This is a genomic window from Paenibacillus sp. Marseille-Q4541 (genome assembly GCF_018310695.1).
Taxonomy (GTDB): Bacteria; Bacillota; Bacilli; order Paenibacillales; family Paenibacillaceae; genus Paenibacillus.
Map to the genome: position 1 here is coordinate 154,805 of NZ_JAGXCY010000007.1, position 14,939 is coordinate 169,743.

The 14,939-nt window shown below is 44.8% G+C and carries 14 protein-coding genes; 12 read left to right on the forward strand and 2 right to left on the reverse strand.

The features are described from left to right. Positions 1-441: 441 nt before the first annotated feature. From KFT32_RS10875 to KFT32_RS10890, 4 genes are read left to right on the forward strand one after another with little or no spacing between them, the layout of a single operon-like run. On the forward strand, positions 442-1,509 hold the full coding sequence (locus KFT32_RS10875) for a sulfate ABC transporter substrate-binding protein (protein ID WP_211747288.1): 1,068 nt from the start codon (positions 442-444) through the stop codon (positions 1,507-1,509). A gap of 56 nt (positions 1,510-1,565) precedes the next feature. Next, on the forward strand, positions 1,566-2,402 hold the full coding sequence (gene cysT / locus KFT32_RS10880; RefSeq protein ID WP_211747211.1) for a sulfate ABC transporter permease subunit CysT: 837 nt from the start codon (positions 1,566-1,568) through the stop codon (positions 2,400-2,402). A gap of 18 nt (positions 2,403-2,420) precedes the next feature. Continuing rightward, positions 2,421-3,284, forward strand: a complete 864-nt coding sequence (gene cysW / locus KFT32_RS10885) for a sulfate ABC transporter permease subunit CysW (RefSeq protein WP_211747212.1) — start codon at positions 2,421-2,423, stop codon at positions 3,282-3,284. Between the two features lie 54 nt (positions 3,285-3,338). After that, positions 3,339-3,563 carry a YezD family protein gene (locus KFT32_RS10890; protein ID WP_211747213.1) on the forward strand — a complete coding sequence of 75 codons (225 nt, stop codon included), beginning with the start codon at positions 3,339-3,341 and terminating at the stop codon, positions 3,561-3,563. Positions 3,564-3,907: 344 nt separating this feature from the next. Here the strand turns inward: KFT32_RS10890 and KFT32_RS10895 are convergent, their stop codons facing one another. Continuing rightward, the gene (locus KFT32_RS10895; protein WP_211747214.1) at positions 3,908-4,810 is read right to left on the reverse strand and encodes a hypothetical protein; all 903 of its coding nucleotides are present in this window, start codon (positions 4,808-4,810) and stop codon (positions 3,908-3,910) included. Between the two features lie 234 nt (positions 4,811-5,044). On the opposite strand from KFT32_RS10895, the gene KFT32_RS10900 reads away from it, so the two are divergent. The 8 genes from KFT32_RS10900 to KFT32_RS10935 all read left to right on the forward strand — a co-directional run bounded on the left by KFT32_RS10900 (position 5,045) and on the right by KFT32_RS10935 (position 13,757). Next, complete coding sequence (locus KFT32_RS10900; RefSeq protein WP_211747215.1) at positions 5,045-5,455, forward strand: GNAT family N-acetyltransferase; 411 nt, start codon at positions 5,045-5,047, stop codon at positions 5,453-5,455. A gap of 264 nt (positions 5,456-5,719) precedes the next feature. Further along, the gene (locus KFT32_RS10905; protein ID WP_211747216.1) at positions 5,720-6,979 is read left to right on the forward strand and encodes a threonine synthase; all 1,260 of its coding nucleotides are present in this window, start codon (positions 5,720-5,722) and stop codon (positions 6,977-6,979) included. A gap of 225 nt (positions 6,980-7,204) precedes the next feature. Beyond that, positions 7,205-7,837 (forward strand): NAD(P)-dependent oxidoreductase, encoded by a 633-nt coding sequence (locus tag KFT32_RS10910; protein ID WP_211747217.1) that lies wholly within the window; start codon positions 7,205-7,207, stop codon positions 7,835-7,837. A gap of 87 nt (positions 7,838-7,924) precedes the next feature. Continuing rightward, positions 7,925-9,595, forward strand: coding sequence for an NAD(P)H-hydrate dehydratase (locus KFT32_RS10915; RefSeq protein ID WP_211747218.1), 1,671 nt, complete (start codon positions 7,925-7,927; stop codon positions 9,593-9,595). Positions 9,596-9,760: 165 nt separating this feature from the next. Further along, positions 9,761-10,318 carry an NADPH-dependent FMN reductase gene (gene ssuE / locus KFT32_RS10920; RefSeq protein ID WP_211747219.1) on the forward strand — a complete coding sequence of 186 codons (558 nt, stop codon included), beginning with the start codon at positions 9,761-9,763 and terminating at the stop codon, positions 10,316-10,318. Between the two features lie 142 nt (positions 10,319-10,460). Next, on the forward strand, positions 10,461-10,880 hold the full coding sequence (gene fosB, locus KFT32_RS10925) for a metallothiol transferase FosB (RefSeq protein ID WP_211747220.1): 420 nt from the start codon (positions 10,461-10,463) through the stop codon (positions 10,878-10,880). Between the two features lie 13 nt (positions 10,881-10,893). Further along, entirely contained in the window at positions 10,894-11,901 is a 1,008-nt protein-coding gene (locus tag KFT32_RS10930; RefSeq protein WP_211747221.1) for an MATE family efflux transporter, read from the forward strand. A 47-nt stretch (positions 11,902-11,948) separates the two neighbouring features. Beyond that, positions 11,949-13,757, forward strand: coding sequence for a S9 family peptidase (locus KFT32_RS10935; protein WP_211747222.1), 1,809 nt, complete (start codon positions 11,949-11,951; stop codon positions 13,755-13,757). Positions 13,758-13,893: 136 nt separating this feature from the next. Here the strand turns inward: KFT32_RS10935 and KFT32_RS10940 are convergent, their stop codons facing one another. Beyond that, positions 13,894-14,925: a ribonucleotide-diphosphate reductase subunit beta gene (locus KFT32_RS10940; protein WP_211747289.1), complete on the reverse strand. Its 1,032-nt coding sequence runs from the start codon at positions 14,923-14,925 to the stop codon at positions 13,894-13,896. Positions 14,926-14,939 lie beyond the last annotated feature (14 nt).

Sequence of the window (14,939 nt, forward strand, 5' to 3'; positions counted from 1 at the left end):
GCTTTTAGACCGCAGTGATGCGGTCTTTTTGCTGTGATAAATAGAAGCCTACTTTGGAGGGGGAGCTTTACAATTTGAGAAACCAAGGGGCCATTACTTAACAAAACATTTACCTTGGAGTGTACATACGAGGGTTCTTTATCTGTAACATGAAGGAAAAGGGATGTTTTTGGAAAAAAGAGAGTACTTAATATATAGTATCTATTTATGTTAAAAAATGTTTGACAGCCCTGTTCTGCCTCATTACAATGTACATAACATACTAAACAGGTAGGAATAAATGTTAATATGAAAACCTACCACACGGGTGGAGGAACGTAAGGCAGCATAGATATGGCAGACACGAAAGTCAAGATCGGTTTGACCTTCTATCTATGTGCTTTTGTTTCTCCATTTTTATATCTACTTATAATGAATAGCTGGGGCGAGGAGAGATTTATGATGAAAAAGGGTGTACGCAAAGGTCTTATCATTAGCATGGCATTGTTGCTTATTGCTTCGCTCGCAGCCTGCGGTGGGGACAATAAAGAAGGCGGGGCAGCAAGTGCTGGGAATAATGGCGATAAATCCGGAGCTCTGGAACTGCTGAACGTCTCTTACGATCCGACACGTGAACTCTATGATCAATATAACAAAGCTTTTGCTGCTTACTACGAAAAAGAAAAAGGTCAGAAGGTTACTATTAAACAGTCTCACGGAGGATCAGGTAAACAAAGCCGCTCCGTGATTGATGGTTTGGATGCAGACGTTGTCACACTCGCATTGGGATATGATATCGATGCGATTGAAGAAAAAGGTCTAATTAATGCAGGTTGGCAGGAGAAATTTGAGCATAATAGTGCTCCTTATACATCAACGATTGTGTTCCTCGTTCGCAAAGGCAATCCGAAAGGAATTAAAGACTGGGATGATCTGATCAAAGGAGATACACAGGTCATTACGCCGAATCCCAAAACATCAGGTGGAGCACGTTGGAATTACCTAGCTGCTTGGGGTTACGCGCTGAAGCAGAACAGTAACGACGAAGAGAAGGCAAAACAATTTGTAGCTGAGTTGTTCAAACACACTCCTGTCCTGGATACAGGTGCACGCGGTTCGACAACGACATTTGTTGAGCGTGGGATCGGAGACGTTTTGCTGGCTTGGGAGAATGAGGCTCAGTTATCAGTAAAAGAACTGGGACCGGACAAATTTGATATCATCTATCCTTCTACCAGTATTCTTGCAGAGCCGCCTGTAGCTGTCGTAGATAAAAATGTAGATAAAAAAGGAACGCGAGAAGCTGCGGAGGCTTATCTTACGTACCTTTATAGTGAAGAAGGCCAAAAAATCGCAGCAGAAAATTATTATCGTCCTACACTAGAAAGTGTAGCTGCACAGTATAAAGATGAGTTCCCACCAATTGAGCTGTTTAAGCTTCAGGATGTATTTGGTACTTGGAAAGAGACACAGGAGAAGCATTTCAATGAAGGCGGCATTTTCGATCAAATCTATACACCTGGCAGCTAAAGAACGAGGCATGGCTGACCGGACAAACACCGGAGGCATGGAGGGATGAGTAAAAAATGAGCAGTGTCGGAACTTCCAAAGTAAGGGTTCTTCCCGGGTTTGGCATCACCATGGGATTTACTGTTTTATACTTAAGTCTTGTTGTATTAATTCCACTAGCAGCACTTCTGTTTAATTCAACAGGGCTCACTTGGGGCAAGTTTATAGATATGGCGACCAATCCGCGGATTCTAGCCTCTTTTAAGGTCAGTTTCACGACGGCCGGTTTAGCAGCTTTTGCGAACCTGTTTCTCGGGCTGCTGCTAGCGTGGGTACTTGTTCGTTACGAGTTCCCCGGCAAAAAAATATTCGATGCAATTATTGATTTGCCTTTTGCTCTGCCAACGGCAGTAGCAGGCGTAGCACTCACTGCACTGTATTCACCTAACGGCTGGATCGGATCCTTTCTGGACCCGCTTGGCATCAAGATTGCTTTTTCACAGCTGGGCATCACACTCGCATTAATGTTTATCGGTATTCCGTTCGTGGTACGGACCGTACAGCCGGTTCTGGCCGAACTTGATACGGGTGTGGAAGAAGCCGCGGCAACGCTAGGTGCTGGTCGCTGGCTGACGTTTCGAAAAGTGATTTTGCCTGAACTTATTCCTCCTCTTCTGACCGGATTTGCCTTGGCGTTTGCACGAGGGATTGGAGAGTACGGATCGGTGGTCTTCATTTCTGGTAACATGCCGATGAAAACAGAGATTGCACCGCTCCTTATCATGACGCAGCTGGAACAATTTGATTACGCAGGGGCTACAGCAGTTGCTTTATTACTGCTCATTGTATCCTTCATTCTGTTGTTCTTGATTAATACTCTGCAGCGCTGGAGCCGCAAAACATCCCGCAGATAAGAAAAGGAGGAAATCATTATGGCTGGAACCGTACCTTTAGGAACAGGAGCTAGGGTACAGACAAAAGCGTCCCGAGGAGCAAGCGAAGCACCATGGGTCAAATGGACGCTTATCGGCGCTGCGGCACTGGTCATGGGCTGGCTGCTTATTTTACCCCTTGTCATCGTGATTACCGAAGCATTAAAACAAGGAATCGGCGTATTTACCGCAGCGCTTACTGAACCGGATGCACTCGCAGCCCTTAAACTTACACTTATCGTGGCTGCAATTACCGTACCGCTGAATACAATATTTGGTGTAATGGCAGCTTGGCTGATTACGAAGTTTCATTTTCGTGGCAAGGGGCTGCTGATTACGTTAATCGATTTGCCGTTCTCCATTTCACCTGTTGTAGGCGGACTGATGTTCGTTCTGGTGTTTGGGGCAAGCGGCTGGTTTGGGCCGCTCCTAGATGCATGGAATACGAAGATTATTTTTGCAGTGCCAGGCATCGTGCTGGCTACGTTGTTCATTACTTTTCCTTTTGTAGCGAGAGAGCTGATTCCGCTCATGGAAGATCAGGGAACTCAAGAGGAAGAAGCTGCTGTGATGCTGGGAGCAAAAGGCTGGAGGGTTTTCTTCTCAGTCACTTTGCCAAATATTAAATGGGGCCTGCTGTACGGCGTTATTTTATGTAATGCGAGAGCGATGGGGGAATTTGGAGCTGTCTCCGTAGTATCCGGCCATATTCGAGGAGAAACCAACACCTTGCCACTGCATGTGGAGATTCTGTATAACGAGTACCAATTTTCAGCATCTTTTGCTGTTGCATCCTTGCTGTTGCTTCTAGCTCTTGCAACTTTAATATTAAAAAGTTTTTTCAGCAGAAAGAGTACACATTGATATCAATATCCCATAGAGGGCTACCAAGCCCGATATCAAGAGGAGGCGTTCATAATGGCGAAACCGCTAAAAGTGGATGAAGTGTGGATGGAACGTATTGTCGGGTTACTGAATGAGATGGAGTTTGGATCTCTTTCTATCGTGGTACATGAAGGCCAGATTGTACAGATGGAGCGTACCGAGCGCAAACGTTATGAAAACACCCCATCGGGAAAATCGCGTGCTTCGTCAGCGGGGAATACGACTAGAACGTCGGCTGGTCCGAGGGTGGTTAGGTAAGCATCATAGATTGTAATAAGGGGAAACGGACCTTCCGTGCTCGCCGCTCCCCTTGTTTTGGCTGGACTTAAGTGGATTCGGAAGAAGCTCCGGTCCAGCCAAAGCCAAAGTCGCTCTGATCCCGGAATGACCTTATTCCCTAGAGCGACGTTTGAGCTTATGCCAATAAAGCTTTCTCCCCACGTGTAATTCTTGATCGATTTCAGTCCATTGACCAGGTTTAGTTTCTTTGTATAAATAGGTTTAACAACTGATCCTTGTTAAAAGTTCATAATACAAAAAGATCCTGCCATTTGGAATGACCATAGGCAGGATCTTCGTTATGATTACAACTGGCATTTCCCTCATTCCGTCCCCTTATCTATCTCCTTTTCCTCTGACTGCTCTGCTTGAACTTCTGCATGGTGAAGTACTGGACGTCCAGACTTCAAATCAGGATGGCCTACATATGGACGCTCTTTGCGGGAAGGAGGCTTGCTGAGTCTGAATCCGAGCAGGAACAGAAGAAGCTGAACCCCAAGCGCGTAAGGAGCGATATAAAGTCCAAGCAAGTGGAACAAAGCGGCGAGAACGATAAGAATCGATAAGATAATATTCGTAAAACCTGTAGCTGTACGAGGTTTGGATAAGGCGAGTATGTAGATATACGCAGTAGTAACAAGCCCGGAAACAAATCTAGCGGATACAGCAACCCATTCATATACAGATAGGGGTTCGAGTGATCGATCTATCTCCATAATGAACTGATAAACTAAGAAAGCAATTCCTGCGGCAGCGAGAGGAGCGAACAATGGCTGTACGATTTGCCATAGTGCTTGTCCCCAGCTTGGGGAATGGAGTGCAGACAGAAGCTGGTTTCTTTCAGCCGCAAGTCTTGCCATCTCTCGATCAAGTGAGCGCTGTAGCAACTCTAGCCTTGACTCGTCCCGTTCATCTAGACACCCCTGAATTTGTTCTTGAATATGAGGATGTAAACAGGGAGCTGATTTGCTCTCCTGAAGGGCTAGAATAAGTGCTCCGTGGAATGGTTCACCTGGTAGTCCTTCACGCTCTAAGCCGAGTGTCAATTGGCCGGCCAGTCGGGAGTAAGCATAAAGCGTATCCTGTAGCTCATCCATTCGCCTATACTTGCTTTGTTTCAGGGTTGAAGCATGATATATGTATAGCCATAGCAGCAGAACAATAAAAAAGGCACCGAGTGCAATCGTTGGTGCGGATAACGAAACTACGTTGATACCTGCTAGCATGTTCAGGTTTCTTCCTCCTTCCGAACATTGTTTTCTTCTTTCACTATTGCATATGAAAACTAGGTTTTCAAGTGATATCATGTCTTATTCATGAAAGCCTGCCTTGCCCTTACCTAAAAAGGAACATGCGTTTTCTTTTACCCAAAAAATAGCTTACAATATCAGGGATGTTTTAAAGCTTATTCTAATCAATCGAACGAATACTATATTCTGAGGGAAAAGAGGCTGAACACCATGATAGAAGTAACCCATGATATTCCTTCGGCGGAATCATATTTGAATTTGCGTCGTGCCGCAGGACTGAGTGAAATGAGTAGGGAGGGTGCTGAAAAGGGGCTGCCGGCTACTTTATTTGCGGTCAGTTTACGGGATGGAGATAAGCTGATTGGCATGGGCCGAGTCGTAGGAGATGGCGGATTGCAGTTTTTTGTATCGGATATCGCAGTTCATCCTGACTTTCAAGGGAAGGGTTACGGTAAAACGATCATGAAAGAAATCAAAGCCTATATTGACGAGCACGTTCCTGGAGGAGGGATTGTCTCTCTCATTGCAGATAAGCCAGCAGACCGTCTATATGAGCAGTTTGGTTTTGCCGATGCTGCCCCAAACTCGCTTGGAATGTGGTTTAAGCAGAAACGAAAATAGAAATAGTCACGAGAAAATTAGGTGATAATTGACAAATCGAAATGACTATGAAAAGATGGAAGAAGTAACAAATCCGATCAAGAAGCGGATCATTAACTTATACAGAATGAATGAAATGAACGATACAGAGATTTCAACATAAATGAAAAAGGCCCCTTTGGATTCTGACGGAAGTGTTCAGAAACGGCAAGGAGGGCCTTTTTATTATCAAAAAGGGGCATCATACCTGCATTTTTGGTCGGAAAATGTGAGGAGGCTAAGTTCATGGCACGGGATAACTACAGCTATTTAAGTCATCTGGAATGTCCGAAATGCGGACTCATTTACCATTCAACAGGAGTACAGCAGTTATGTTCCTGCGGTTCTCCGCTGTTAGCCCGCTATGATTTGGAAAGTCTACGCAAGGTTTGGAATCCGTCCTCGTTACAAGGCAGAGAAATGAATCTATGGCGATATCATGAGCTGCTCCCCGTTCGCGAACCACAGCATATGATTACTCTTGGTGAAGGGATGACCCCGCTGCTTCGTATGCCAAGCCTGGGTATAGATATGTCTATTCCTCATTTGTATATGAAGGATGAGAGCCTCATGCCAAGCGGATCTTTTAAGGCAAGAGGAGCGGCCGTGGGGATCTCCAAGGCAAAGGAACTTGGAGTTAAGCGTTTTGCAATGCCCTCTAATGGTAATGCGGGGGCAGCCTGGTCTTTATATGCTGCTCGCGCAGGAATGTCATCTTCCGTTGTGATGCCTGTAGATGCTCCCCTCATTACTCGTGAGGAATGTATTGCTGCAGGAGCAGAGCTTTTACTCGTAAAGGGCCTCATTAGCGATGCAGGACGAATTGTAGCAGAGAAAGTGAAACGTGAAGGTTTATATGATGCCTCTACCCTGAAGGAGCCTTATCGGATTGAAGGCAAAAAAACGATGGGTTTTGAAATCATCGAGCAGATGGATTTCCAGATCCCGGATGTGATTCTATACGCCACAGGAGGCGGAGTAGGACTCATTGGTATTTACAAGGCATTACAGGAGTTGCAGGAGATTGGCTGGATCTCCGGACCACTCCCGAAGCTCGTAGCTGTTCAGTCTGAAAATTGTGCGCCTATCGTCAGAGCGTGGGAAAATCAGCTGACAGAATCCGTATTTTGGGACAAATCCAGTACGGCAGCCTATGGTATTAATGTACCTAAAGCAATTGGAGATTTTCTTGTGCTTGATGCATTATACAAGACTGGCGGGGCAGCTATTTCTGTAACAGAAGAGGAAATTCTGGCAGAACAAAGACGGGTTACCAGAATGGAAGGATCATTCTTGTGTCCTGAAGGGGCAGCTGCTTTTGCTGCAGCCCGCATTCTTCGTGCTAACGGCTGGATTGAAGAGGAAGAGAAGGTCGTCGTAATCAATACGGGATCGGGACTGAAGTACCCGGGAGCATCAGCACAAGCAATACCACTGCTTGATCCGGAAGATGTATGGCCAGACTATGGGGACAAGGAAGAGGCCTCTTCTGTAACGAAAAGATAATAACGGACGAATAAATAGCCACAGCGACAGAATCATCTTTGTGTTCTTAAAGAGAACGAAGATGATTCTTTTTTAATTGTCTTTTTTATTGAGAGTTATTGGGCTTTGGTTTTTTGGTAAATCTTCTTTATAATGAGACGTACGTTTTAACTGTTGGGTAATTTGATTAATACATAGTGTGAAATATCTGAACAGGTAATATAAGAGGAAATGAGGAATTGAATAATGAAACTGATTATATTTGGTGCATCGGGTACGATTGGACAAGCCATTGTGCAAGAAGCTTTGAGAAGAAAACATGAGGTGACAGCGGTCGTTCGCAATCGCTTTAAATTAAATGAGAAACACGATTTGCTTACGGTCGTAGAAGGTGATTTGTTGAAGCCGGGGTCTATTGCTGAATTGGCAAAAGGTCACGAAGTAGTAATCAGTGCTTACGGTCCAAAATTTGGAGCTGAACAGGAACTCGTTGAAGTAGCTCGTGCACTTGTTGAAGGATTACGTGAAGGCGGAGTAGAACGTCTTGTTGTGGTGGGTGGAGCAGGAAGTCTGAAGACAGATGAGGGAGTTCCACTTATGGAAACAGCCGGATTCCCTGAAGAAGTAAAGCCGCTCGCAATGGCACATCAGGATGCTTTTCAAATTTATCAGGAATCCGATCTTGATTGGACTTACTTAAGCCCTGCCTCCATTATTGAGCCGGGGCGCCGTACAGGTAACTTCCGAATAGGAACGGACAGACTGATTGTGGATGAGGAAGGACAAAGCCGGATTTCCGTAGAAGACTATGCGGTAGCGCTAATTGATGAGGTAGACGATCCTTACTTCAGTGGTTCAAGATTTACGGTTGCTTATTAAGTGGTTTGAGTATAGATGGATAAAACAACAGGAGCGAAGTCATGTACTTCGCTCTTTTTCATACCATTTTGACAGGAGGAGAAGCTAATGTATGTAGTCACTGCGGAGCAAATGAGAGAATTGGACCAATATGTCATTGATTCTTGGGGCGTACCTTCGGTAAGTTTGATGGAGAATGCAGGCAAAGCTCTTGCGGAAGAAGTGCTTCACCTGTGTGAGCGAAACCACCCAATAGAAAGTGGGGATCGCCATTATTACCTTGCTTCCGAAGAAAAGCGAACGACTTTCGAAGAGTGGAAGGGGACGCGCGGACAAATAAGTACCGACGGCTTTCTACCCAGAGAGCAGGCAAGGAGAGAGCATTGGCATATCCTTGTGGGGAAAGGGAATAACGGGGGAGACGGACTGGTTGCGGCCAGACATCTGCAGGAAGCTGGGTTTGGCATTACTCTTGTATTTGCTGTTGCGCCAGAGGAACTGCGAGGAGATGCAGCTTTGGAGTACCGTGCAGCTCTATCCGCCGGGATTCGTTCTGTTGTGTACACCGCCGAACAAGAAAATATGATCTTTGCAGGTAGTACAGGGATTATTGATGCTTTGCTAGGGACAGGAAGCAGAGGGGCCCCGCGAGGAGCCTATGCTTCTTTGATACGAGCTGCGAATAAGAGTGGCCTTCCTGTTGTTTCGGCAGATATTCCTAGTGGACTGGATGCAGATACAGGAGCTCTCTATGAACCGTATATTCGGGCAGAAGTGACGGTATGCTTTGCGTTGTTAAAAAGGGGACTTACGCAATTCCCTGGAGCAGAAGCGGCAGGGCGGATCAAAGTCCGGTCTATAGGCATCCCATCTCAACTTGTAGAAGGAAAATATCAAGAGACCGTATGCATGCTTACGGACGAGGTGCTGACAGAGAAGCTGAAGGTGGACCTTGCTCGTCGGCGAGCGGATGATGGGCATAAGGGAACGTATGGTCATGTGCTGCTTGTAGCAGGCACGCTTGCTATGAGTGGAGCGGCACTTCTTAGTTCCCGTGCGGCACTGCGAGCCGGGTGCGGGCTTGCGACTTGGGCGCTTCCTGCTGAGCTGCTCCCACATGTAATAAGCGCGGTGCCCGAGCTCATGCTGTCCGCTGCAGCTGAGGGACCTGATGGTACTTGGAATAAAGCATCGGCAAGAAACGTTATCCATCTTGCCAAGAGTAGAGATGTGCTCGCCATTGGGCCCGGCCTCGGTCGATTTGAAGAGGACACCGTATGGCTGCGTCAAATTTATGAAAATACGGACCTCCCTATGGTAATCGATGCGGATGGACTAAATATTCTTTCTGATCTTGGCCAAGATTTTTTCAATAGTGTACAATCTCGAAAGTCACCGGTCATTTTAACTCCTCATCCAGGAGAGATGGCTCGTCTGGCGGGTGTATCTACTAAAGATATTCAACAGGACCGAATTTATCATGCGCTATCCTACACTAAGAGAACGGGAGTAACGCTCGTACTGAAAGGCTCTCGTACAATCATTGCTACACCAGAAGGTCATGCTTATATTAATATGACGGGGCACGCAGGGATGGGCACAGGAGGAGCAGGAGACGTACTGACCGGGATGATTGCAAGCTTGCTCGCTCAAGGGTATACCGCAGAGCAGGCAGCTGCATTTGGTGTGTATCTGCACGGCAGAGCTGGAGAAACAGCAGCACTTACGCGTCCCAATCCGGCAGGAGTCATGGCGGGGGATATTATTGAATATTTGTAAGGGTGAGCATAGGTAGCGGTTCGCTGTGGAAAGGGAGTATCTAACATCTTAGGTTGACAGCAATGAATAGGAATTGTTATTATTTTCTAATACCAATGAATTTAGTAGGGATTGTTAAGATACAAAAGTAACACAATACAATCATATATCAGGGGTGAAATGAACGTGGCTAAAATAGCAGTAATTAACGGGAGTCCTTCACTGACTTCAAGGCTAAATGCGGTAATTGAATATGCAGAGCATTCGCTTAGGGAAGCCGGATTTGAAGTAGATCGCATCAACGTAGCGGAACTACCAGCTGAGGATCTGATCCTTACGAAATTCGGAAGTGAGCACATTGTAAAAGCGAATGGCATTGTTGCAGAAGCCGACGCGGTAATCGTGGCAAGTCCGGTGTATAAGGCATCTTACACGGGAGTCCTCAAAACATTCCTGGATCTTGTACCAGAGCGGGGACTGGGTGGGAAAACCATTCTGCCACTCTTTATCGGCGGAAGCCTTGCTCACTTGCTCACAATAGACTATGCTTTGAAGCCCGTTCTGTCCGTTCTTGGTGCTCGTCATATACTTGCGGGTATTTATACAGTTGACGCACAAGTTGCACGTAATGAACAGGGTGGTCTTGATATTGCTCCGGAATTGTTGGAACGACTACAGGCTGGAATTCAGGAGTTTACAGAAGAGATTAAGCTTCGCGAGACACAGAAAAGTTTAAAATCATAAGATCGATTTTGTTTAAGAGCTCAGCCCTAAAAAACGGCCGGGCTCTTTTTATAAATGTTGAAAAGGCGACCTCTGTAACACAAAATAAATTGGTTATATATGGTATACTATTTCTGTAATTTGTAATGGAGGGGAAATGACGATGAACATTCAAGGAATTAACCATCTCTGTTTTTCTGTATCCGATCTGGCCAAATCAATTGCATTTTACAAACATGTTTTTGATGCTGAAATTGTACTGGAAGGTCGAAGATTGGCCTACTTTGATTTGAACGGTATATGGATCGCCCTAAATCAGGAAGATGTTCCTCGTAATTTTACTGCCCCAACGTACACGCATGTTGCATTCACGGTTAACGAAGAAGACATGCAGATGCTACATCAGAAGCTTACAGAGGCTAATGCCAAAATTCTGCCTGGTCGTGAACGGGACGCCAGGGATCTAAAGTCGATTTATTTTCTCGATCTGGATGGACATATGTTTGAGTTTCACACTGGTACGCTGCAAGATCGTATGAATTATTACAAGGAAGACAAACATCACATGACGTTTTATCGGTAAGTGCAGTGTGAAAATGGAATGTAATAGAAGAGTCCCACCGGATCGTGTGCTTTCGTCCTTTTCCAATTATGTGATAGGGATGATGGCTACATCGATTCCAGCCGTGCTAAGTGCGATTACCAATGCTTCACTGCGTGGACTAGGGAAAGCACAGGCCTCCTCTTATATCGCCATAGGGTCAGCAATACTGAACGTAATACTCGTCTCTTTACTTGCAAATCAAGCAGGCCTTGCTCTTACTGGCCTTGTATACGCGAACGCTATTAGCTCTACATCCGCTCTACTAGTATCAACATTCCTTCTCTTTCACAGTAAATCACTAGGCAACATTCCTTCGTTTAACTTCTGTATGTCGCATTATCTTATGCTCAGATATGTAGGTATTCCTGTTTTTGCTTCATACTGTCTTATTTTTATTAGCACGTTTTTCTACAACCGGATTGTAAGTAGCTTTGGCGAGCAGGTACTGGCCGGATTTGGGGTCGGTTACCGGATTCAGACCATGGTCATCTTGCCAGGCATGGCAATCGGATCTGCTATCGGAATTATAATTAATCATAATCTTGCTGATGCATTACGGCATCGTGCTTATGAAGGGTTTCGAAAGGGGATGCTTCATTCCTATTTTCTATACCTTTGTATTGCCGGGGTATTATGGATATGGAAGGAACCCATGGTCTCCTTACTCATAGCGGACCCCCTCGCAAGTATGGAAGCAGTTCGGTATTTACATATTGTAGCTGGCTCATTCATTCTAATGGGGCCCATGCTGACAGTGCTACTAACCAAGGAGCAGACGGGTCAGGGGTTTCGGGCCTTATTACTGAATGCTCTTTATTTTGTACTGATTATCGGGATAGGATGGATACTTACCTCGATTACAGGAAAGGTTGAATCTTTTTATTGGTGTATCTTTGGTGTGAATTTAGCCGGAGTGCTCGTCATTATACCGACCTTTCGAATGTACAGAACGAAATTCACTGTTTCTTCCCAAAGGAATATGAGCAACCACGCCTTATGATATATCGGAAAATCGATACCATTTTATCTTATAGGAGGACATGATTTATGATCTCATTTCCAAATCCTGAAGTTGAACAATATTTTCAAACGTATGTTATGAAGTATTTTACGGTTACTTCAGATGAATCTCGTTTGTTGTTCCATAGTAATCTGAGTGGTCAGCCAAACCTATGGGCTAAGGATTTACCAGGGGGCGACCCGTATCCGCTAACGTATCAGAACCAATCCGGAAGTTTTATTAAAGCAGACCCTAAAGGTCAGTTCATTCTTGCTGATTTCGATAAGGATGGGGATGAGAATTTCCATATCTATGCCTTGAGACCAAGTGGCGGGAAGCCGATCAAACTCATCGAGGGAGAAGCAGATGATAAATTCTTTTACAGCAAGCTGACTGAGGATGGAAAATGTCTATATTATGTAACTTCCAAGGATAACCCTCATTTTTTGAATACCAGAAGATATGACCTCAGTACAGGAGAAGATGAACTTCTTTATGAAGGGGTTGATCGCTCTTGTTTTCTCTGTGCAGTAAGTCCAGATGAGAAACATAGAGCCTATCTTAAAATGTATGCTAATACACATCAGGCGCTTTTTATCCAGTCCGAGGGAAAAGAAGAAGTAGTTTACGTCTTCCCGGAAAATGAAGTTCTTCGTATCGCAGATGTTACTTTCACAGGCAACGACAAGCTGTTGTTTGTAACGAATCGGGATGAAGAATTTTCCTATATTGCTGAGTACACTCTTTCTACTGAAAAAGTTAATATTGTTCGTGCTTTTGAAGGGGAAGATGTGAGCAGTATCCATTGGCATGAAGAATCAAAGACACTTTATATCTTGAATGATCTTGGAATTGAGAATCGAATTTATAAGTACCTGATTGAAACAGGGGAGATCCAAGTATTAGATATTCCCACTGATGTTGTAGAGCAATCGCTTGTTACCAAAGCAGGGAACCTTTACATTCTTGGCCGTGGGGCTGTGAAACCTCATAATATATACCGTTATATTAATGGGGCATGGGAGACACTTACACATAATGTGGTTATTGGTCTGACCGAGGAAGATCTCTCTTATCCTGAAGTGATTACATATCGTTCCTTTGATGGAATGGAGATAGAATCCTTACTGTTCAAAGCCAAACCGGAATCCGCTAACGGATATACGATCTTCTGGCCGCATGGTGGACCGCAGGCTGCGGAAGGCAAGTTCTTTAGACCGATGTTCCAATTCCTATTAGCTCGTGGATATCATATTTTTGCCCCTAATTTCCGGGGAAGTTCAGGTTACGGCGCATCTTTCATGAAGCTCGTTGAAGGGGATTGGGGAGAAGGTCCACGCCTCGACTGTGTTGCCGGGATTGAATGGTTGTTTAAGCAAGGGATTAGCTCTCCTGAGCGCCTATTTATTGTAGGGGGTAGTTTTGGTGGATACATGACACTGCTGCTGGCAGGCCGTCATTCAGAGCTGTTCCGAGCAGCGGTTGATATTTTTGGACCAAGTAATCTGTTTACCTTTGTTGAGTCAGTGCCTGATTCCTGGAAACCAATGATGGAGCAATGGCTCGGTGATCCGGTTAAAGATCGTGAGCGTCTCACCAAGGATTCACCTATCACTTATTTGAAGGACATGGTGAAGCCGATGCTTGTGATTCAGGGAGCTAATGACCCACGTGTAGTAAAAGCAGAGTCCGATCAAATTGTAGCTGCACTTCAAGAGCAAGGGACCGAAGTGGAATACATAGTGCTGGATGATGAGGGACATGGTTTCTCACGTAAAGCAAATGAAATAAAGGTATACACGGCGATGGCTGAATTTTTAGATAAACATCAAGCACATATAGAGATTCATGCCTAGCAACAGGTTCGAAATCAATGTGCACATTAAATTAAAAAAGCGATCCCTGAAGTTCAGGGATCGCTTTTTTAATAGTACGGGAACCGCTGCAGAAACTGCTCGGTCCGATTTGAATGCTGATAATAAACAGCCTGTCTTATAGATCGTCAAAACCGTTGTCGTCTCCAACTTTTCCGTAGTTACGAGATTTTGCTTCAAAGAAGTCTGTTTTGGTGGAATTCAGCGCTTCATCAGAGAAAGGCTTGATCCAAGGCATACTGTTCACATCTACACCTTCGTATAACTTTTCAAGACCCATCAGACGCAGACGTTTATTCGCCGTGTATTTGTTGTAATCTTCCAGTTCTTTCAGGTCGATGCCGCGAACTTTGCTGAGTGTGTAGTGTGCCCAGTTTGTTTCGAGTTCAACCGCACGATCGATAGTGCGATAGAGATAGTCACGGTTTTCTTTTGTATCCAGTTCAGGGTAGTCAGCTAGCAACTGTTTAAACACTTCAGCGAAGAAGTAACAGTGCTGGTTTTCATCCCGCTGAATGTAGGAGATCATCTGGCAGGTCCCCATCATCTTCTGGTCTCTTGCGAGATTGTAGAAGAAAGCAAAGGTACTGTAGAAGAAAATCCCTTCCAGAATGAGATCCGCTACAAGTGCTTCATAGAAAGTTTGCGGCGTTGCTTCGTCACGGAAGTTCTGATAGATATCCGAGATAAATCGGTTACGTTCTAAGAGAACCGGATCATTCTTCCAATATTCAAAAATTTCTTTCTGCTCATCCCAGGATACAAGAGAGGAGAGAACATAGGAATAAGATTGATTGTGAACAACCTCTTGCTGTGCAATGATGGCTGAAATTGCTTCAAGCGAAGAGTCTGTTAAATATTCTCTTACGTCACCGACAAACATCGTTTGCATGGAATCAAGCACCGCAAGCAGACCGATGTTGATTTTGAAAGTACGTTGTTCTTCCGGATCGAGATGCGGGAATTGCTGCGCATCCTTGGACATTGGAATTTCATCAGCGATCCAGTAGTTTAGCAAGAGTACTTTATACAATTTATACATATGCGGCATCCGAATGTCGTTCCAGTTCAGAATACCGGAGTTCTCACCGTTAATGATGCGTGTTGATTTATTAGGAGCTTCTGTGTTGAAAATATTTTGGACTTTCATTGTCATGATACTTC